Origin of the sequence: Paraburkholderia tropica (assembly GCF_014171495.1) — a bacterium.
Lineage (GTDB): Bacteria > Pseudomonadota > Gammaproteobacteria > Burkholderiales > Burkholderiaceae > Paraburkholderia > Paraburkholderia tropica.
Genome location: NZ_CP049137.1, coordinates 313,442 through 329,646 on the forward strand (window position 1 = coordinate 313,442; position 16,205 = coordinate 329,646).

The following is a 16,205-nucleotide window of genomic DNA, read 5'->3' on the forward strand; positions in this document are numbered from 1 at the left end:
GCCGCGAATGCACCGTCCTCTGCGAATTCAGGCACGATGTCCCCGGCATCGGGCCGCACGATCACGTGTGGGCTAATCTGGTGCACACGAAGCCAGGCGGCGGCGAATTGATGCACCACGAAGTTGGGGGCCAGGCGCACGGGCGATGCGCCCCGACGGCGTTGCTCAGGCGCGCCCCCCTTCAATACACATCCCGCACATAACGCTTCTCGCGCGCCATCTGCCCAACATATTCACTGGCGGCTTCATCGCTCATGCCGCCATGGCGCGCAACCACCGACTTCAGCGCGGCATCCACGTCTTTCGCCATGCGGCTCGCGTCGCCACAAACATAGAGATGCGCGCCCTCTTGCAGCCACGCCCACATCTGCGCACCCTGCTCGCGCATGCGGTCCTGCACGTAGATCTTGTCCTGCTGGTCGCGCGAGAACGCCAGATCGAGGCGATTGAGCAAACCGTCGCCGTGCATCTGCTCCAGTTCTTCGCGGTAGTAGAAGTCGGTGGCCGCGTGCTGTTCGCCGAAGAACAGCCAGTTGCGGCCCGAGTCGCCGCGCGCGCGCCGTTCGTGCAGGAAGGCGCGGAACGGCGCGACGCCCGTGCCGGGGCCGACCATGATCATCGGCGTATCGCCGTGGCGCGGCGGGCGGAAGTGCGTGCTCTTCTGCACGAACACCGGCACGCTGCCTTCGGCCACGCGATCGGCGAGGAAGGTGGACGCCACGCCCTTGCGCTCGCGTCGGCCATTGTTGTAGCGCACGGCAGAAACAGTCAGATGCACTTCGCCCGCGTGCGCCTTCGGGCTCGACGAGATCGAATAAAGACGCGGCTGCAAACGCTTGAGCATGCCGATCAGTTCCGGCGCCGAGAGTTCGACCGGATATTCGTGCAACACGTCCGCGAGCTGCTGGCCCCAGAGCCACTGCTTGAGGTCGCCCTTGCGCTCCTCGCCGAGCATCGCCGCGAGTCCCGTGTCTTTCGCACGCGCGGCGACGAAGGCCAGCGCATCGGGACCCGGACGCGCGATTTCGTAGTGCGTGGCGAGCGCATCGGCGAGACGCATCGTGCCCGCGCCCGGCACGTCCACCGAGGCGTCGCCGTGCAGATGCGTGAGATCGAGCAGTTCGTCGACGAGCGCCGGGCAGTTGGTCGGCCACACGCCGAGCGCGTCGCCCGCTTCGTATTCGAGGCCCGCTTCGGCGGTGGCGAGCGAGAAGTAGCGCGTATCCTTCGACGCGCCCTTCATGTTCAACCGCACGTTGCCGATCAAACGTGACGCGGCGGGCCGCGCCTTCGTCGGCGCGCTGCCGGGCAGCGCCTCGGGAATCGCACCGCCCGCGGGCACCGCGTGCAGCGCCGCATCCTCTTCCTTGATGCGCTGGACCACGCGTTCGAGCCACGCGTCGGCGGCTTCCTGATACTCGCTGTCGCAATCCACGCGCGCCATCAGACGTTGCGCGCCGAGCGCGTCCAGACGTGCATCGAGATTGCGGCCGTGACCGCAGAACTGATCGTAATTGCGGTCGCCGAGCGCGAGCACCGCATAACGCAGCGACGCGAGGCGCGGCGCGCTATCCGCCTTCAGCGCCTTCAGCGCCGCCCAGAACGACTCGCCGTTGTCGGGCGCGTCGCCGTCGCCGAAGGTGCTGGTCATCAGCAACACGTACTGCGCTTTCTCCAGCGTCTCCGGCGCGTAATCGGCCATACAGGTCGCGCGGATCTCGAAGCCCGACTCCATCAATTGCATCGCGTAGCGCTCGACCAGCGACTCGACGTTGCCGGTTTGAGACGCCCAGAGCAGCGTCACTTTCGGACGCGCATGCGCGATGCGCACGGCCGCGCTCTTGTCGCTTTGCAGCGCGTGCAGGCCGCTCTGCGCGTGCGCAGTGTGTGCCGATTCCAGCTCGGCCGGCGCGCCGCCGCTGAACAAGCCCGCGAGCGTGCCGTCGACCCACGCACGCGTGGCGGGCGCGAACGGCGCATGCGCGGGCAAGGACGGCACGCCCTCGCCGCGCGCTTGCGATGCACGCAGGCCGCCGACGAAACCCGCCAGCCAGAGCCGCTCCGTTTCGTTCAGCGCCGGCGCGGCCAGCTCGCCGAGGCCAAACAGATTCGCAAACGCGTCGAGGCGCGCGCCGTCGTGAGTCACTTCGCGGGACATGGTGCTTTCCTGGAGCAGTGGAGCGGCGGCGCGCTCGGGAGTCGGTTCGGCGTCGGGTGCAGCGGTGCCGGGCGCGGGCGCCGGTTCGGCTTCGACGCGCGTCAGTGCGACCGCGCAAAACTTGAGTTCGGGCTGCTGGGAAATCGCGTCGATGGCGTCGTTGGTGACAGCGTTCACGCACAGTTCGTCGCCGAACACGTCGTTCCAGTGCATCGGCGCGAAACAGTTGCCGGGCATCACGCGATCGGTGACGACGGCGGGCAGCACGACGCGGCCGCGCCGCGAACGCACTTCCACGCGATCCTTCGCGGCAATGCCGAGCGCGCTCGCATCCTCGGGATGAATCTCGACGAACGGCGCCGGATTGAGCTTGTTGAGCATGGCCACCTTGCCGGTCTTGGTCATGGTGTGCCACTGATGCTGCAATCGTCCCGTATTGAAGACGATGGGAAAAGTGCCGTCGGGCAGTTCGGCGGGCGCGACGTGCGGACGCGCGAAGAACACGCCCTTGCCATGCGGCGTGGCGAACGCGAGACGCGGGCGCGTGCCGTCGGCGTTTTCGCGCAAGGTCTGGCTCACGCCGTCGTTCAGATAACGCAGCGGATTGCGCTCGTTGTGCGCGCCTTGCGCATCGGCGGGCGCGCATGGCCATTGCAGCGGCGTCTCGCGCAGCTTCGCGTGGCTCGCGCCGCGCAGATCGTAGCCGGTCTTCGGATTCGAGAACCGCACGATTTCATCGAAAACCTCCGCCGCGCTCGCGTAACCGAATGCGTCTTCATAGCCCATCGCACAGGCCACGCGCGCGATCAGCTCCCAGTCGGGCAACGCCTCGCCCGGCGGCTCGACGGCTTGCTGCATGAGCGTCATGTTGCGCTCGGAATTGATCATCACGCCTTCGGCCTCGGCCCAGAGCGCGCCGGGCAGCAGCACGTCGGCGTAGGCGTTGGTTTCGGTGTCGAGAAAGGCGTCCTGTGCGATCACGAGGTCGGCGGCGCGCAAACCGGCCACCACGGTCTTGCGGTTCGCCACCGAGGCCACCGGATTCGTGCAGATGATCCAGCACGCCTTGATCTCGCCCGCTGCCATGCGCTCGAACATGTCGATGGTGCCGCCGCCGAGCTTCGTCGTGAGCGTGCCGCGCGGCAGCGACCAGGCGTCCTCGACGAAGCCGCGATCTTCCTCGGAAAGCACCGAGCGCTGACCCGGCAGGCCCGGACCCATATAGCCCATCTCGCGCCCGCCCATCGCGTTCGGCTGGCCCGTGAGCGAAAACGGCCCGCTGCCCGGACGGCAGATTTTGCCCGTCGCCAGATGCAGATTGCAGATCGCGTTGGTGCTCCACGTGCCGTGCGTGCTCTGGTTCAGGCCCATCGTCCAGCAGGTCATGAACTCGGGCGCGGCGCCGATCATCTGTGCGGCGCGGCGGATGTCGTCGGCGGCGATGCCGGTGATGTCCGCGACTTTGTCGGGCGTGTAATCGGCGAGAAACGCGGGCATCTCGTCCCAGCCCTGCGTGTACTGCGCGATGAAATCGCTATCCGTGTGGCCGTTTTCGTGCAGCAGATGCAGCAGGCCGTTGAGCAGCGCGAGGTCGGTGCCCGCCTTGATCTGCAGGAACAGCGAGGCTTTATCGGCGGTCGCGTTGCGGCGCGGATCGACGACGATCAGCTTCGCGCCCGCCTTCACGCGGTCCATCATGCGCAGGAACAGGATCGGATGGCAGTCCGCCATGTTCGCGCCGATCACGAAGAACAGATCGGCCTTGTCGAAGTCCTGATACGAACCGGGCGGGCCGTCCGCGCCGAGCGAGAGCTTGTAGCCGCTACCCGCGCTCGCCATGCACAGCCGCGAATTCGACTCGATGTTGTTGGTGCCGACATAGCCCTTCGCGAGCTTGTTGACGAGGTACTGCGCCTCGATCGACATCTGGCCCGACACGTAGAACGAGAGCGCGTCGGGGCCGTGCGCGTCGAGCGTGGCGCGCAGCCGCCTGGCCGTGTCGGCGATTGCCTGCGCGATCGGCAGCGGCACGGGGTCCGCGTCGCGCGCGTGACGCACGAACGCGCGTTCGAGACGCCCCGAATTGCGCAGCGCCACGTGCGCCGACGAACCCTTCGTGCAGAGCCGTCCGAAGTTGGTCGGATGCTCGGCGTCGCCGGCGATTTTCGTGACCGCGCCATCCTCGACCTGCAGGATCATGCCGCAGCCCACACCGCAGTAGGGGCACACGGTCTTGACGGATTTCGCGGACTTCGGGCTGCTCATGCGCGTTCGGATCGGCTTGGTGAGTGAAAAGGCGAATCAGAAAAACTGCGTGAAAATCAGGCCGAAATCCACACCTGGCCGTTTTCCACGCGCGTGGCGAATGCGTTCACCGAGCTGCCCGGCACTTCGAGACACTCGCCGGTTTCCAGATCGAAGTGATGCTTGTAGATCGGCGACGCCACCACGATGCGCTCGCCCAGGCTGCCGACGAGACCGCGCGAGAGCACGGCCGCGTTCGAGTTCGGATCGTAGTTGCCGATCGCGAACACGCGCGCTGCGCCGTCGTCGATATGGAACACGGCGACCTGCTCGCCGTTCACGAGCGCGCACACGCCGGTATTCGGCACGATGTCGTCGAGCTGGCAGATCGACACCCAGGTTTCGTCTTGCTGAAGAATGGCATTCATTTCGGATTCCTCGTTATTTGTTGATCGAAAACCGCCACGTCACATCGTTTCGGCGACGACGGGAATCGCCGCCAGCCCTTCGTACTGCGCACGCACCGGCATGCCCTTGCGTTCTTCGAGCGTGGCCGGACGGATTTGTCCGCGTTCTTCGACGAAGGTCACGTTCGCGTCGCCCGCATCGCTGTTGACGAAGTGACGGAAGCGGCGGCGCGTAGCCGGATCGGTCACGGCGACCTTCCATTCGTCTTCGTAGGTGTCGACCACGATCTGCATCTCGGCTTCGAGTTCGGCGGCGAGACCGAGCTTGTCGTGCACGACCACGTCGATCAGATAATCGAGGCCGCCTTCGAGGTTGTCACGCCACACGCTCGTGCGTTGCAGGCGGTCGGCCGTGCGCACATAGAACATCAGGAAGCGGTCGATGTAGCGGATCAGCGTGTCGCGGTCGAGGTCGGCGGCGAGCAGTTCGGCGTGGCGCGGCTTCATGCCGCCGTTGCCGCACACATACAGATTCCAGCCCTTTTCCGTGGCGATCACGCCCACGTCCTTGCCCTGCGCTTCCGCGCATTCGCGCGTGCAGCCCGAGACGCCGAACTTGATCTTGTGCGGCGCGCGCAGGCCTTTGTAGCGGTTCTCCAGGCCGATTGCGAGACCGACCGAATCGCCCACGCCGTAGCGGCACCACGTCGAGCCGACGCACGACTTCACGGTGCGCAGCGACTTGCCGTAGGCATGGCCCGATTCGAAACCCGCGTCGATCAGTTCTTCCCAGATCAGCGGCAACTGCTCGACACGCGCGCCGAACAGGTCCACGCGCTGGCCGCCCGTGATCTTCGTATAGAGGCCGTACTTCTTCGCCACCATGCCCACGGCGATCAGCCCTTCGGGCGTCACCTCGCCGCCCGGCATGCGCGGCACGACCGAATAGGTGCCGTCGCGCTGGATGTTGGCGAGGTAGTAGTCGTTCGAATCCTGCAGGCTCGCGTGCTCCTTCTTGAGCACGAATTCGTTCCAGCACGAGGCGAGAATGCCGGCCACCGCGGGCTTGCAGACATCGCAACCGAGACCGTGACCGTGCTTCGCGAGCAGCGCGCCGAAGGTCTTGATCTGCTCGACGCGCACGATGTGATACAGCTCCTGGCGCGAATACGGGAAGTGCTCGCAGAGATGATTGTTGACGCTGAGGCCCTGACGCTTCATCTCCGACTTCATGATCTGCGTGACGAGCGGCACGCAGCCGCCGCACGACGCGCCCGCGCAGGTCGTGGCCTTCATCGCGCCGATGCTGGTCGCGCCATCGCGCACGGCCGCGCAGATCTGCGCCTTCGAGACGTTGTTGCACGAACAGATCTGCGCGCCGTCGGGCAGCGCTTCCACGCCGAGCGCGGGCTTGGCGCTGCCGTCGGCTTGCGGCAGGATCAGGAATTCGGGGGCTTCCGGCAGCGCGATGCCGTTGAGCATCATTTGCAGCAGCGTGCCGTATTCGCTGGCGTCGCCGACCATCACCGCGCCGAGCAGCTTCGTGCCGCATTCGGACACCACGAGTTTCTTGTAGACCTGGCGGCGTTCGTCGGCGAAACGATAGGCGCGGCTGCCCGGCGTCTTGCCGTGCGCGTCGCCGATGCTCGCCACATCCACGCCCATCAGCTTGAGCTTGGTGCTCATGTCCGCGCCCGCGAAGCACGCCGCCGCCGCTTCACCCATCGCTTCGCCCGCCAGCGTCTTCGCCACGTTGCGCGCCATGTCGTAACCAGGCGCGACGAGGCCGAAAATCTGCCCTTGCCACAGCGCGCATTCGCCGATCGCGTAGATATGCGGATCGCTCGTGCGGCACTCATTGTCGATGGCGATGCCGCCGCGCGGACCCACGTCGAGCCCGCAGGCGCGCGCGATTTCGTCGCGCGGACGGATGCCCGCCGAGAACACGATCATGTCGGTGTCGAGGTGCGTGCCGTCGGCGAACACCATGCGATTCGCGGCGCTTTCGCCGTCGACGATGGCCGTGGTGTTCTTCTGCGTGTGCACCGTCACGCCGAGTTCCTCGATCTTCGCGCGCAGCACGCGGCCGCCGTCGTCGTCGACCTGCACGGCCATCAGGCGCGGCGCGAATTCCACCACATGCGTCTGCAGGCCGAGATCGCGCAACGCCTTCGCGCATTCGAGACCGAGCAGGCCGCCGCCCACCACCACGCCGGTGGTCGCGCTCGCGCCGCGGGCCTGCATCGCTTCGAGATCGTCGATCGTGCGATAGACGAAGCAATCCGCCCGATCGTTGCCGTCGATCGGCGGCACGAACGGCACCGAGCCGGTGGCGATCACGAGCTTGTCGTACGCGAGCGTTTCGCCGTTCGACACGCTCACGGTGCGCGCTTCGCGATCGATCGACACGGCCTTCGCGCCGAGCACGAGACGCACACGTTCGCGCACGTCGTCGCGTTCGAAGAAGCCCGGCGCGACGAGCGAGAGATCGTCGGCGCTCTTGCCCGCGAAAAATTCGGAGAGATGCACGCGGTCGTAGGCCGGACGCGGCTCCTCGCAGAGCACCGTGACGCGCACGTTCGCGCTTTCGGCGAGCACGCTCTCGAGAAATTTATGGCCCACCATGCCGTGGCCAATGACGACGACGTTCAGACCGTTCACTGCGAGCGAAGTTTGCGTCATGCTTGTGCACCAAATAAAAAGGCGTCCCGCGAAGCCAGCTTGCAATAAGCCAGACTCGGGGGACGCCGTTGCCCTGAATTCAATCGATTTGCACTGCTCTGCTGCTGCGCAGCCGGATCGCCGTTGATCCTGTCGACGATCGTTATGCAAGCGCTGTGCCAATTCGTGCGCGCGGCGCGAAAGCCCCGTGCAGCGGGCTTTTCACGTGATCGCTCGCGGGCGGCGCACCGCAACGGCCTGACGCGTCGTGATGCAGCGGAGCACAGATTTGGTGCCGTGCAGCACAGTCGCTGTGCGCTGTCGCCATGAATGGGCCGGCTTCGCGTTAGTGCGCTGTCGATGCCGCGCATAAGGTTTCGGGCGCGTGCGATGCGCGCAGAAAGGCATCGACGAGACATGCGGGCGCAGTGCACCGCGCGCTGGTCTGGAACTTGCGTGATTAGCGCGTGCGAGTCGATACGAACGGCAACGATGCCGGGCGCGTCGCGCGATGTGCAAGCGATGCAAGCGAGCACGCGACGCATCGCCCTCGCAGGATGGGCAGAACTCAGGACAACGGCGTCCCCTCGTCATCGACGACGAGCGGACGCCGTTTTTTATTGGGCAATCGAGATGATCGACATGATGAACCGTAACGCCATCGGCACGATGGGCAAGGTCACTTTATTGAGCGCGGGTCCGGGCGACCTCGACCTGCTGACGTTGAAAGCGGCGAAGGCGCTCGCGAGCGCGGACGTCGTGCTGATCGACGACCTCGTGAATCCCGAGATCGCCACGCTCGCTCCGCAGGCGCGCGTCATCAAGGTCGGCAAGCGCGGCGGTTGCCGCTCGACGCCGCAAGCGTTTATCGAGCGCCTGATGCAGCGTTACGCGAAGAAAGGCGCGCATGTCGTGCGCGTGAAAGGCGGCGACGCGCTGCTGTTCGGCCGCGCGGGCGAGGAACTCGCGGCGCTCGATCGCGCGGGGATTGCGGTGGAAATCGTGAACGGGATTTCGTCGGCGTTCGCGGCGGCGGCGGGACTCGGCGTCTCGCTCACGCATCGCGATCATTGCCAGGGCGTGATCTTCGTGACGGCGCATCTGCGCGATCACAGCGAGCCCGACTGGCGCGCGCTCGCGGCCACCGGCATGACGCTCGCGATCTACATGGGCATGAGCCGCATCGAGGGCTTGTGCGCAACGCTCGCGCAGGCGCTCTCACCCGCCACGCCCGCCGCCGTCGTGCAGTGGGCCGGCAGCGCGAACGAGCGCCGCGTGACGGGCGCGCTCGGCACGATCGCGGCGCTCGCGCGCGACGCCGGGCTCGGCAGTCCGGCGATCATTCTGGTCGGCGAGGCGATTGGCGAGGCGCTGGCTTTCGCGTCGCGTGAAACGGATGTTGCAGCGCCGAATGCTGCGGCGACGCTGCCGCAATTGCGCCGCGCGTGAGCATCGCCACTGAGCGCGACATCGACGCTTACTTGATCTCGACTTCGACGAACACCACTTCGCGCGGCGATGCATTGACCACGTTGTGCTCCACGCCCTGCAAGCCCGCGTAGCTCTGCCCCGCAACGAGCGGTTTCTCGCGCGGACCGTCGCGGGTTTCGATCAGCAGCACGCCATCGGTTTGCGGCACGACGATGTAATCGTGACCGTGCACGTGCCAGCCGGTTTCGGCGCCGGGCGCGAAGCGCCATTCGGTGACGATGGCGCGCGCGTTCGAGACCTGCACGGTGGGGACGGCTTGAGGACGGCTCATGGGGTGCTCCTGATGTTGTTATCGGACGACGATCGAATGATCTCGTGCGCCGATTCTCAGGCAAGCGGCCCTTCACGGAAAGTGACAGTGCGTGCGCGCGGACCAGCACAGTTGCGCGCGCATGAAACGCACGGTCAACGCACGACCAACGCAAAACCGTCGCGACTCAATTCATCAGCATGCCGAATAAAATCAGCGCCCGCCGCTCACCACGCGCTTCGCCACCAGCCCCGGCAGACGCAAGCCAAATCCGGCCACGAGCCGCAGGTGCATCCACGACAGCAGCAGATTGTCGCGCGCATAGTTGAAGTGCGAGACGCCGCCTTCGTCGGCCTTGAAATAGCGCACCGGCGCTTCGATCTGGATCGGCCGCACGCCCGCCCAGCACAGCCGCACGGCGGCTTCGGGATCGAAGTCGAAACGGCGCATCCACGGCAGACGCGTCATGATCGTGCGTAGCGGCGTGATCGGATAGACGCGGAATCCATACAGCGAATCGCCGATGCCCGCCCACAGCGTTTCCACGTCGGCGAGCAGATTCGACACGCGGCGGCCCTGCACGCGCAGCTGCGGCGCGCTCGCATCGAACTTCGGGCGGCCGAGCACCATCGCCTCGGGATTCGCCTGCGAAGCGGCCATGAAACGCGGGATCAGGTCGGCGGGATGCTGGCCGTCGGAGTCCATCGTGAGCACGTGCGTGAAGCCCTGCGCCGCGGCGGCCTCGATGCCCGCGAGCACCGCGCCGCCCTTGCCGCGATTGACGGGCAGCACGATCACGCGCAGGCCGTCGTCCTGCGCGGCCATCGCCTGCAGACGTTCGGCGCTGCCGTCGGTGCTGCCGTCGACGACCACCCACACGGGATTCCAGTGCGCACGCGCGGCGCGCACCGTCTCATCGACCTTCATGCCGGGGTTGTAGCTCGGAATCAGGACGAGATGCGTCGCGCTGGCGCGCGGCGGGGTGGAAGTAACGTCGGCTTGCATGGAACGGGAACGGAGTGGTTGGGACGGCGCGCCGGATCAGGCGAGACCGCCGTTGATCGACAGCACCTGGCCGGTCACATAGGCGGCGGCGTCGGAGACCAGATAGGCGACCATCGCCGCCACTTCCTCCGGCTTGCCGGCGCGCTGCGCGGGCACGATCTGCTTGAGGCGCTCGGCGGGGAACGCGCGCTCGGCCATCGGCGACTCGATCACGCCCGGCGCGATCGCATTCACGGTGATGCCGCGCGACGCCACTTCGAGCGAGAGCGCCTTGGTCGCGCCGATCAGCCCGGCCTTGGCCGCCGAATAGTTGACCTGGCCGCGATTGCCCATCACGCCCGCGAGCGACGCGACGTTCACGATGCGCCCGTGGCGCGTGCGGATCATCGGCAGCAGAAGCGGCTGCGTGACGTTGAAGAAGCCGTTGAGCGACACGTCGATCACGCTGCGCCACTGCTGGCGCGACATGCCGGCCATCGGCGCGTCGGCGGTGATGCCCGCGTTGTTGACGAGGATCTGCACGGGGCCGCCGTTGGCGTCGTCGATCAGCGGGGCGAGCGCGGCTTCGGTGGCGTCGGCGTCGGTGACGTCGAACGCGATCGCGCGCGCCTGCCCGCCCGCCGCGACGATGCGCTGCGCCACGGCCTCGGCCTGCGCGAGCTGACGGTTCGCGTGCACCCAGACTTCATGCCCCGCCGCGGCCAGGGCGTCGCAGATCGCCTGGCCGATCACTCCGCTGCCGCCGGTCACGAGTGCGCGCATCGGCTCTCTCCTGTGGTTCGTCGGTCGCGTGGCGCGTGCGATCAGCGCACGCGATGTGCGTCGACGTAGGCGGCCAGCGCGCCGAGCGTCGCGAAGATCTTTTCGTTGTCCGGGTTGTCCGAGCGCAGCTCGAAACCGTACTTCTTCGAGATCAGCAGCGCGATTTCGAGGATGTCGATGGAGTCGAGCCCGAAGCCTTCGCCATAGAGCGGGGTTTCGGCCGTGACGTCGTCGAGCGAGACGTCTTCGAGATTCAGTTCGCCGACGATGAGCGCGGCCAGTTCATGTTCGAGAGCGTTCATAGGCGTGCGTGTCGTGTCGCGGTCGTACCGCGGTTGCGTCCCGTCGGGGGCGCGCCGGACGGGACATCGTCCGCGCCGCCGCTTGCCTCGCAGGCGCGTTCACCCCGCTCTGCCTGCCCGATTTAGGGATCGTTTGGTAAAAGTTACGCGGATTCTAGACGATGGGTATCGGGGCGTATACGGTGTCGCCCGCCGAAAGGTTACAGACGTTCCGAACCGTCTCGCCCGCAATTTTGGGACACGACCGCCGCAGACGCTTGCACGGCGTCGGACGCGCGCCGATGGGAGCGGGGTCGCGGCTTGCACAGAGGCATACAAACGGTTACAAACCTGCCGGTGCCTTGTCGGACGGCGCTACGCCGCCACCCTAAAATACGGCTGCCACCCGCCTGCAGGCTGTTTGCGGCCCGTTTTTGTCATATCTATGACGGCTTCCGGCATGGAAAATAGCGCCGCCGCAGCCGCCGCCCACTACCATTTGAAGATAAGGAACCCGATGTCACGCCGCACCGACGCGCCAGCCGCGCCAGCCGCGCCTGCCGCGCCTGCCGCGCCCTCGCCGGACCGCCGTCCGGACAGCGCCCGCTCCCCGAGGGAAGCGGCGCTGGGCGTCGTGCGCGCGGGTCTGGCTGTGGCGGGCGTGATCGCGTACCAGTTGCTCGCGCATCGGGCGGTGGCCACGCCCGGCGAAGCAGGTCTCGGTCTCGCGATGGCGCTGCTGCCGCCGCTCGTGCTCGCGCTGGGCGCCGCCGCCGGATCGCCGCGCCGCGCCTGGCTGCTGCCGCTCTGGGCGTTGACCGTCGGGGCGTTGTGGAGCGCGCGCACGCCGCTTGCTTATCACTTCGAATGGGGTCTGTATCTCGAACACGTGAGCTTCAACCTCGGGCTGGCGCTGCTGTTCGGGCGCACGCTGGCCGCCGGGCGCGAGCCGCTGTGCACGCAGTTCGCGCGCACGATGCGCGGCGGCGGTCCGCTGCCGCGTGCGATCGTGCGCTACACGCGCCGCATCACGCTCGCGTGGACGCTGTTTTTCGTGGCGATCGCCGCTGTGTCGACGCTGATGTTCGCGTTCGCGCCGATCGTCGCCTGGGCCACCTTCGCCAACTACGTCGCGCTGCCCCTGGTGGGCGCGATGTTCGCCGCCGAGCACGCCTGCCGCGCGCTGGCGCTGCCGCACGAACCGCGCGCCCGCATGCTCGACGCGGTGCGGGCGTACCGCGCGCGCGCCACGCCCTGAACGACGGGCCGGCAGCCGCGCTGCTGGCCGAAGTTTTCGCATCAACCGATTTATGCCGACTCATCCGCTGCTGTTTCACGCTTCGCCCCGCCAGGTCATCGCCTGGCGCGATGGCGCGCCCGTCACCGTGCGCGGCTTTCTCGCCGACGTCGCACGCGTGGCCGCCGCGTTGCCGCCGGGCGGCCACGTGTTCAACGTCTGCCGCGACCGCTACCGCTTCGCGGTGAGCCTGTGCGCGGCGCTCGTCGCGCGGCGCATCAGTCTGCTGCCTTCGAACCACACGCCGGAAACGGTCCGTCAGCTCGCGGCCTTCGCGCCCGATACCTTCTGCCTGCACGACTCGCCCGACTGCGCGATCGACCTGCCGCGCTTTCAATATCCCGATACGGCCGTCGTAAATCTGAACAAAGATGACTGCCGCGACAGCAGTGACGCCTTCGTCGTCCCGCAGATCGACGCCGCGCGCGTCATGGCCTATGTCTTCACCTCGGGCTCGACCGGCGCGCCGGTGCCGCATCGCAAGACCTGGGGCTGCCTCGTCGACGGCGTGCGCGCCTCCGCGCAGAGTCTCGGTCTGACAGGCGACGATGCCGCCGCCCACACGCTGGTCGGCACGGTGCCCGCGCAGCACATGTACGGCTTCGAATCGACGGTGCTGCTCGCGCTGATCGGCGGCCTCGCCTTCAGCAGCCGCCAGCCGTTCTACGCCGCCGACATCCGCGCGGAACTCGACGCCGTGCCGCAGCCGCGCGTGCTCGTCACATCGCCGATCCATCTGCGCACGCTGCTCGCCAGCGACGCGCCGCTGCCGCGCGCGGCGCTCGTGCTCAGCGCGACCGCGCCGCTCGCCGAAAAGCTCGCGTGCGAAGCCGAAGCGCGGCTCGGCGCGCCGCTGATCGAAATCTACGGCAGCACGGAAACCGGCCAGATCGCCACGCGCCGCACCGCGCGCGGCGCGGTCTGGCAACTGCTGCCGCGCATCCGGCTGAACGCCCTGAAAGCGCGCGACGACGAACAGCAAGATCAGGAAGACAGCACCACGTTCTGGGCCAGCGGCGGCCACCTCGACGAACCCGTGCCGATGGGCGACGCGCTCGAACTGCTCGACGCGCAGCGTTTCCTGCTGCACGGGCGCAAGCAGGACCTCGTCAATATCGCGGGCAAGCGCACCTCGCTCGCGTATCTGAATCATCAGCTCAACGCGATTCCCGGCGTGAGCGACGGCGTGTTCTTCATGCCCGGCGACGCCGCCGACACTGCCGACACGTCAATCACGCGCCTCGTCGCGCTGGTAGTCGCGCCTTCGCTGAACGCAGCCGAGTTGCAGCGCGCGCTGCGCGAACGGATCGACGCCGCGTTCCTGCCGCGTCCGCTCGTGTTCGTCGATGCGCTGCCGCGCAACGAAACCGGCAAGCTGCCGCGCGACGTGCTCGCGGCGCTGGCCGCGCGTCATACGCGCGCTGCGGCGTCGGGGTCTCCGTCGGCATCGACCTGTGAATCCGCGCCCGCGAAAACGCTAGCGCACGCGCTGCGTTTCACGATCGGCGCCGATCATCCCGCGCTGCCGGGCCATTTTCCGGGCCAGCCGATCGTGCCGGGCGTGGTGCTGCTCGACCGCGCCATCGACGCCATCGGTGCCGCGCTCGACCAGCCGCTCGACACCTGGCGTCTCTCGGCGGCCAAGTTCCTGAGCCCGGCCGCGCCCGGCGAAGCGCTCGACCTCGCCTTCGACGCCGCCGCGAGCGGCGCGATCCGCTTCACCGTGCGTGCGGGCGAGCGCGATGTGGCGAGCGGCACGCTGGCCGTGCCGTCCGTCCAGGCGGAGGCCGCGCCATGACGCCGAACCTGCCGCCGGACGCAAACGCAACGACCGCATCGACCGCCTCGAATCAAGCGGATCAAGCCGCCCCGAACGCGACCGCCAAACCCGCGCGCCCCGACTGGGCACAACGCGAGGAGCGCGGCAGCGCGCTGCTGCTGCGCGTGATGACGTGGCTCTCCCTGCGCCTCGGCCGCCCCGCCGGACGCGCCCTGCTCTATCTGTGCGCCGCCTGGTACGTGCTGTTTTCGCCGCGCGCGCGCAGCGCCTCGCGCGACTATCTGCGCCGCGCGCTCAACCGTGCGCCGCGATGGCGCGATTGCTGGCGTCACGTCTTCACGTTCGCGACCACCATCCACGACCGCATCTATCTGATGCACGGGCGCTTCGACCTGTTCGACATCCGCCCGCACGGCCAGCAGCTCGTCGACGAAGCACTCTCGGGCGGACGCGGCGCGTTCCTGATGGGCGCGCATCTGGGCAGCTTCGAAGTGGTGCGCGCGCTCGGCCGCACGCGCCCGCGCCTGCGCGTGGTGGTGACGATGTTCGAAGAGAACGCGCGCAAGATCAACGCGACGCTGGCCGCCGTGAATCCCGCCGCGAGCCCGGAAGTGATCGGCCTCGGCCAGATCGATTCGATGCTCAAGGTGAAGCAGCGTCTCGACGAAAACTGCATGGTCGGCATGCTGGCCGACCGCACGCTGCTCGCCGACGACGCCGCCACGATGCGCCGCATGGCGTTTCTCGGCGAACCCGCCCCGTTCCCGCTCGGCCCGCTTTATATGGCCGCGATGCTCAAGCGCCCGGTGCTGTTCATGACCGGGCTCTATCGCGGCGGCAACCGCTACGACGTGCACTTCGAAGTGGTCGCCGATTTCACCCACACGCCGCGCGACGCGCGCCGCGCCGCCATCGACGCCGCGCTCGCGCGTTACGTCTCGCTGCTCGACAGGTACGCGCGCGCGGCGCCCTATAACTGGTTCAACTATTTCGATTTCTGGAAAACGGTCAAGCCTGCGGCCGATGCGGCTGCGTCCGCGCCTGCTTCTGCCGACAGCGCCGTCGCACGCGACGCGCACGCCACGCGCGCCACGCGCCGCGCCTCGGCCAACCTGACCGCCCAGGAGACTTCCGACGCATGAGCACCACCCCACGTATGAGCACTCACCTTCTTTCGCGTCGCCTCATCGCGCGCGTCTTCGCCGCCATCGCCCTCGTCGGCGGCGGCGCCGCGCTGAGCGCGATCGGCACGCTCGCGCCTGTCACGCCGGCGCAGGCCGCGCCCGCCTGGACGCTCGACCGCCTGATGGCCACGCTGGCGCAGCACAAGACCGGCCGCGCGGCCTTCACCGAAACGCGCTGGCTCGCGATCGCCTCGGAGCCCGTCGAATCGTCGGGTGAACTGGCGTTCGCCGCGCCCGATCATCTGGAAAAGAACACGCTGAGCCCGAAGCCCGAGCATCTCGTCGTCGACGGCGACATGCTCACGGTCGATCGCAACAACCGCAAATACACGCTCGCGCTCGCGCACTATCCGGAAGTGGGCGCGTTCATCGAGAGCATCCGCGCGACGCTGACGGGCAATCGCTATGCGCTCGAACAGACCTATAAAGTCGCGCTCGCCGGTCACGGCGACGACTGGACGCTCACGCTCACGCCGCTCGATTCGCGCATGCGCAAGGTCGTCGACACGATCACGCTAGAAGGTTCGCGCGGCGAGCTGCGCAGCGTGGCGATCCAGCAGGCGGGCGGCGATCATTCGCTGATGAAGCTGCGTCCGCTCGCGGCGACGGCGGCTTCGTCGACCTCGTCGGCCACGGCGGCGAAGGGTTCGGCGTCCACGTCGGGCTGAGCGCCCGGCATCGCCCT

General features: G+C 67.6%; 11 protein-coding genes and 1 pseudogene. 5 read left to right on the top strand and 7 right to left on the bottom strand.

Going from position 1 to position 16,205, the window contains the following annotated elements; genetic code table 11:
* Positions 1-181: 181 nt before the first annotated feature.
* The 3 genes from G5S35_RS32020 to nirB are packed head-to-tail and all read right to left on the bottom strand — an operon-like array spanning position 182 to position 7,461.
* Positions 182-4,423 (bottom strand): bifunctional nitrate reductase/sulfite reductase flavoprotein subunit alpha, encoded by a 4,242-nt coding sequence (locus tag G5S35_RS32020; protein ID WP_183040477.1) that lies wholly within the window; start codon positions 4,421-4,423, stop codon positions 182-184.
* Positions 4,424-4,479: 56 nt separating this feature from the next.
* A complete protein-coding gene (nirD, locus tag G5S35_RS32025) occupies positions 4,480-4,830 on the bottom strand; it encodes a nitrite reductase small subunit NirD (protein ID WP_065059039.1) in 351 nt (116 codons plus the stop codon).
* Positions 4,831-4,869: 39 nt separating this feature from the next.
* Positions 4,870-7,461, bottom strand: a complete 2,592-nt coding sequence (gene nirB, locus G5S35_RS32030; RefSeq protein WP_183040657.1) for a nitrite reductase large subunit NirB — start codon at positions 7,459-7,461, stop codon at positions 4,870-4,872.
* Positions 7,462-8,139: 678 nt separating this feature from the next.
* Between nirB and cobA the strand changes: the two genes are divergently transcribed.
* Positions 8,140-8,919, top strand: a complete 780-nt coding sequence (gene cobA / locus G5S35_RS32035; RefSeq protein ID WP_183040658.1) for a uroporphyrinogen-III C-methyltransferase — start codon at positions 8,140-8,142, stop codon at positions 8,917-8,919.
* Positions 8,920-8,947: 28 nt separating this feature from the next.
* Here the strand turns inward: cobA and G5S35_RS32040 are convergent, their stop codons facing one another.
* The 4 genes from G5S35_RS32040 to G5S35_RS32055 all read right to left on the bottom strand — a co-directional run bounded on the left by G5S35_RS32040 (position 8,948) and on the right by G5S35_RS32055 (position 11,280).
* On the bottom strand, positions 8,948-9,232 hold the full coding sequence (locus G5S35_RS32040; RefSeq protein WP_074985093.1) for a cupin domain-containing protein: 285 nt from the start codon (positions 9,230-9,232) through the stop codon (positions 8,948-8,950).
* Between the two features lie 192 nt (positions 9,233-9,424).
* Positions 9,425-10,216, bottom strand: a complete 792-nt coding sequence (locus G5S35_RS32045) for a glycosyltransferase family 2 protein (protein ID WP_065059037.1) — start codon at positions 10,214-10,216, stop codon at positions 9,425-9,427.
* A 36-nt stretch (positions 10,217-10,252) separates the two neighbouring features.
* Entirely contained in the window at positions 10,253-10,978 is a 726-nt protein-coding gene (fabG, locus tag G5S35_RS32050) for a 3-oxoacyl-ACP reductase FabG (RefSeq protein WP_065059036.1), read from the bottom strand.
* 41 nt (positions 10,979-11,019) lie between these two features.
* Entirely contained in the window at positions 11,020-11,280 is a 261-nt protein-coding gene (locus G5S35_RS32055; RefSeq protein WP_065059035.1) for a phosphopantetheine-binding protein, read from the bottom strand.
* A 496-nt stretch (positions 11,281-11,776) separates the two neighbouring features.
* Here G5S35_RS32055 and G5S35_RS32060 point away from each other — a divergent pair, with 496 nt between their 5' ends.
* The 4 genes and pseudogenes from G5S35_RS32060 (at position 11,777) to G5S35_RS32075 (ending at position 16,188) form a co-directional block, all read left to right on the top strand.
* The gene (locus G5S35_RS32060; protein ID WP_237181924.1) at positions 11,777-12,517 is read left to right on the top strand and encodes a COG4648 family protein; all 741 of its coding nucleotides are present in this window, start codon (positions 11,777-11,779) and stop codon (positions 12,515-12,517) included.
* Between the two features lie 52 nt (positions 12,518-12,569).
* Positions 12,570-14,354 (top strand): AMP-binding protein, encoded by a 1,785-nt coding sequence (locus G5S35_RS32065; protein ID WP_183040478.1) that lies wholly within the window; start codon positions 12,570-12,572, stop codon positions 14,352-14,354.
* 149 nt (positions 14,355-14,503) lie between these two features.
* Positions 14,504-15,394: pseudogene (locus G5S35_RS32070) on the top strand (LpxL/LpxP family acyltransferase); the annotation flags it as partial.
* Positions 15,395-15,474: 80 nt separating this feature from the next.
* On the top strand, positions 15,475-16,188 hold the full coding sequence (locus G5S35_RS32075; protein ID WP_237181925.1) for an outer membrane lipoprotein carrier protein LolA: 714 nt from the start codon (positions 15,475-15,477) through the stop codon (positions 16,186-16,188).
* The last annotated feature ends 17 nt before the right edge of the window (positions 16,189-16,205 follow it).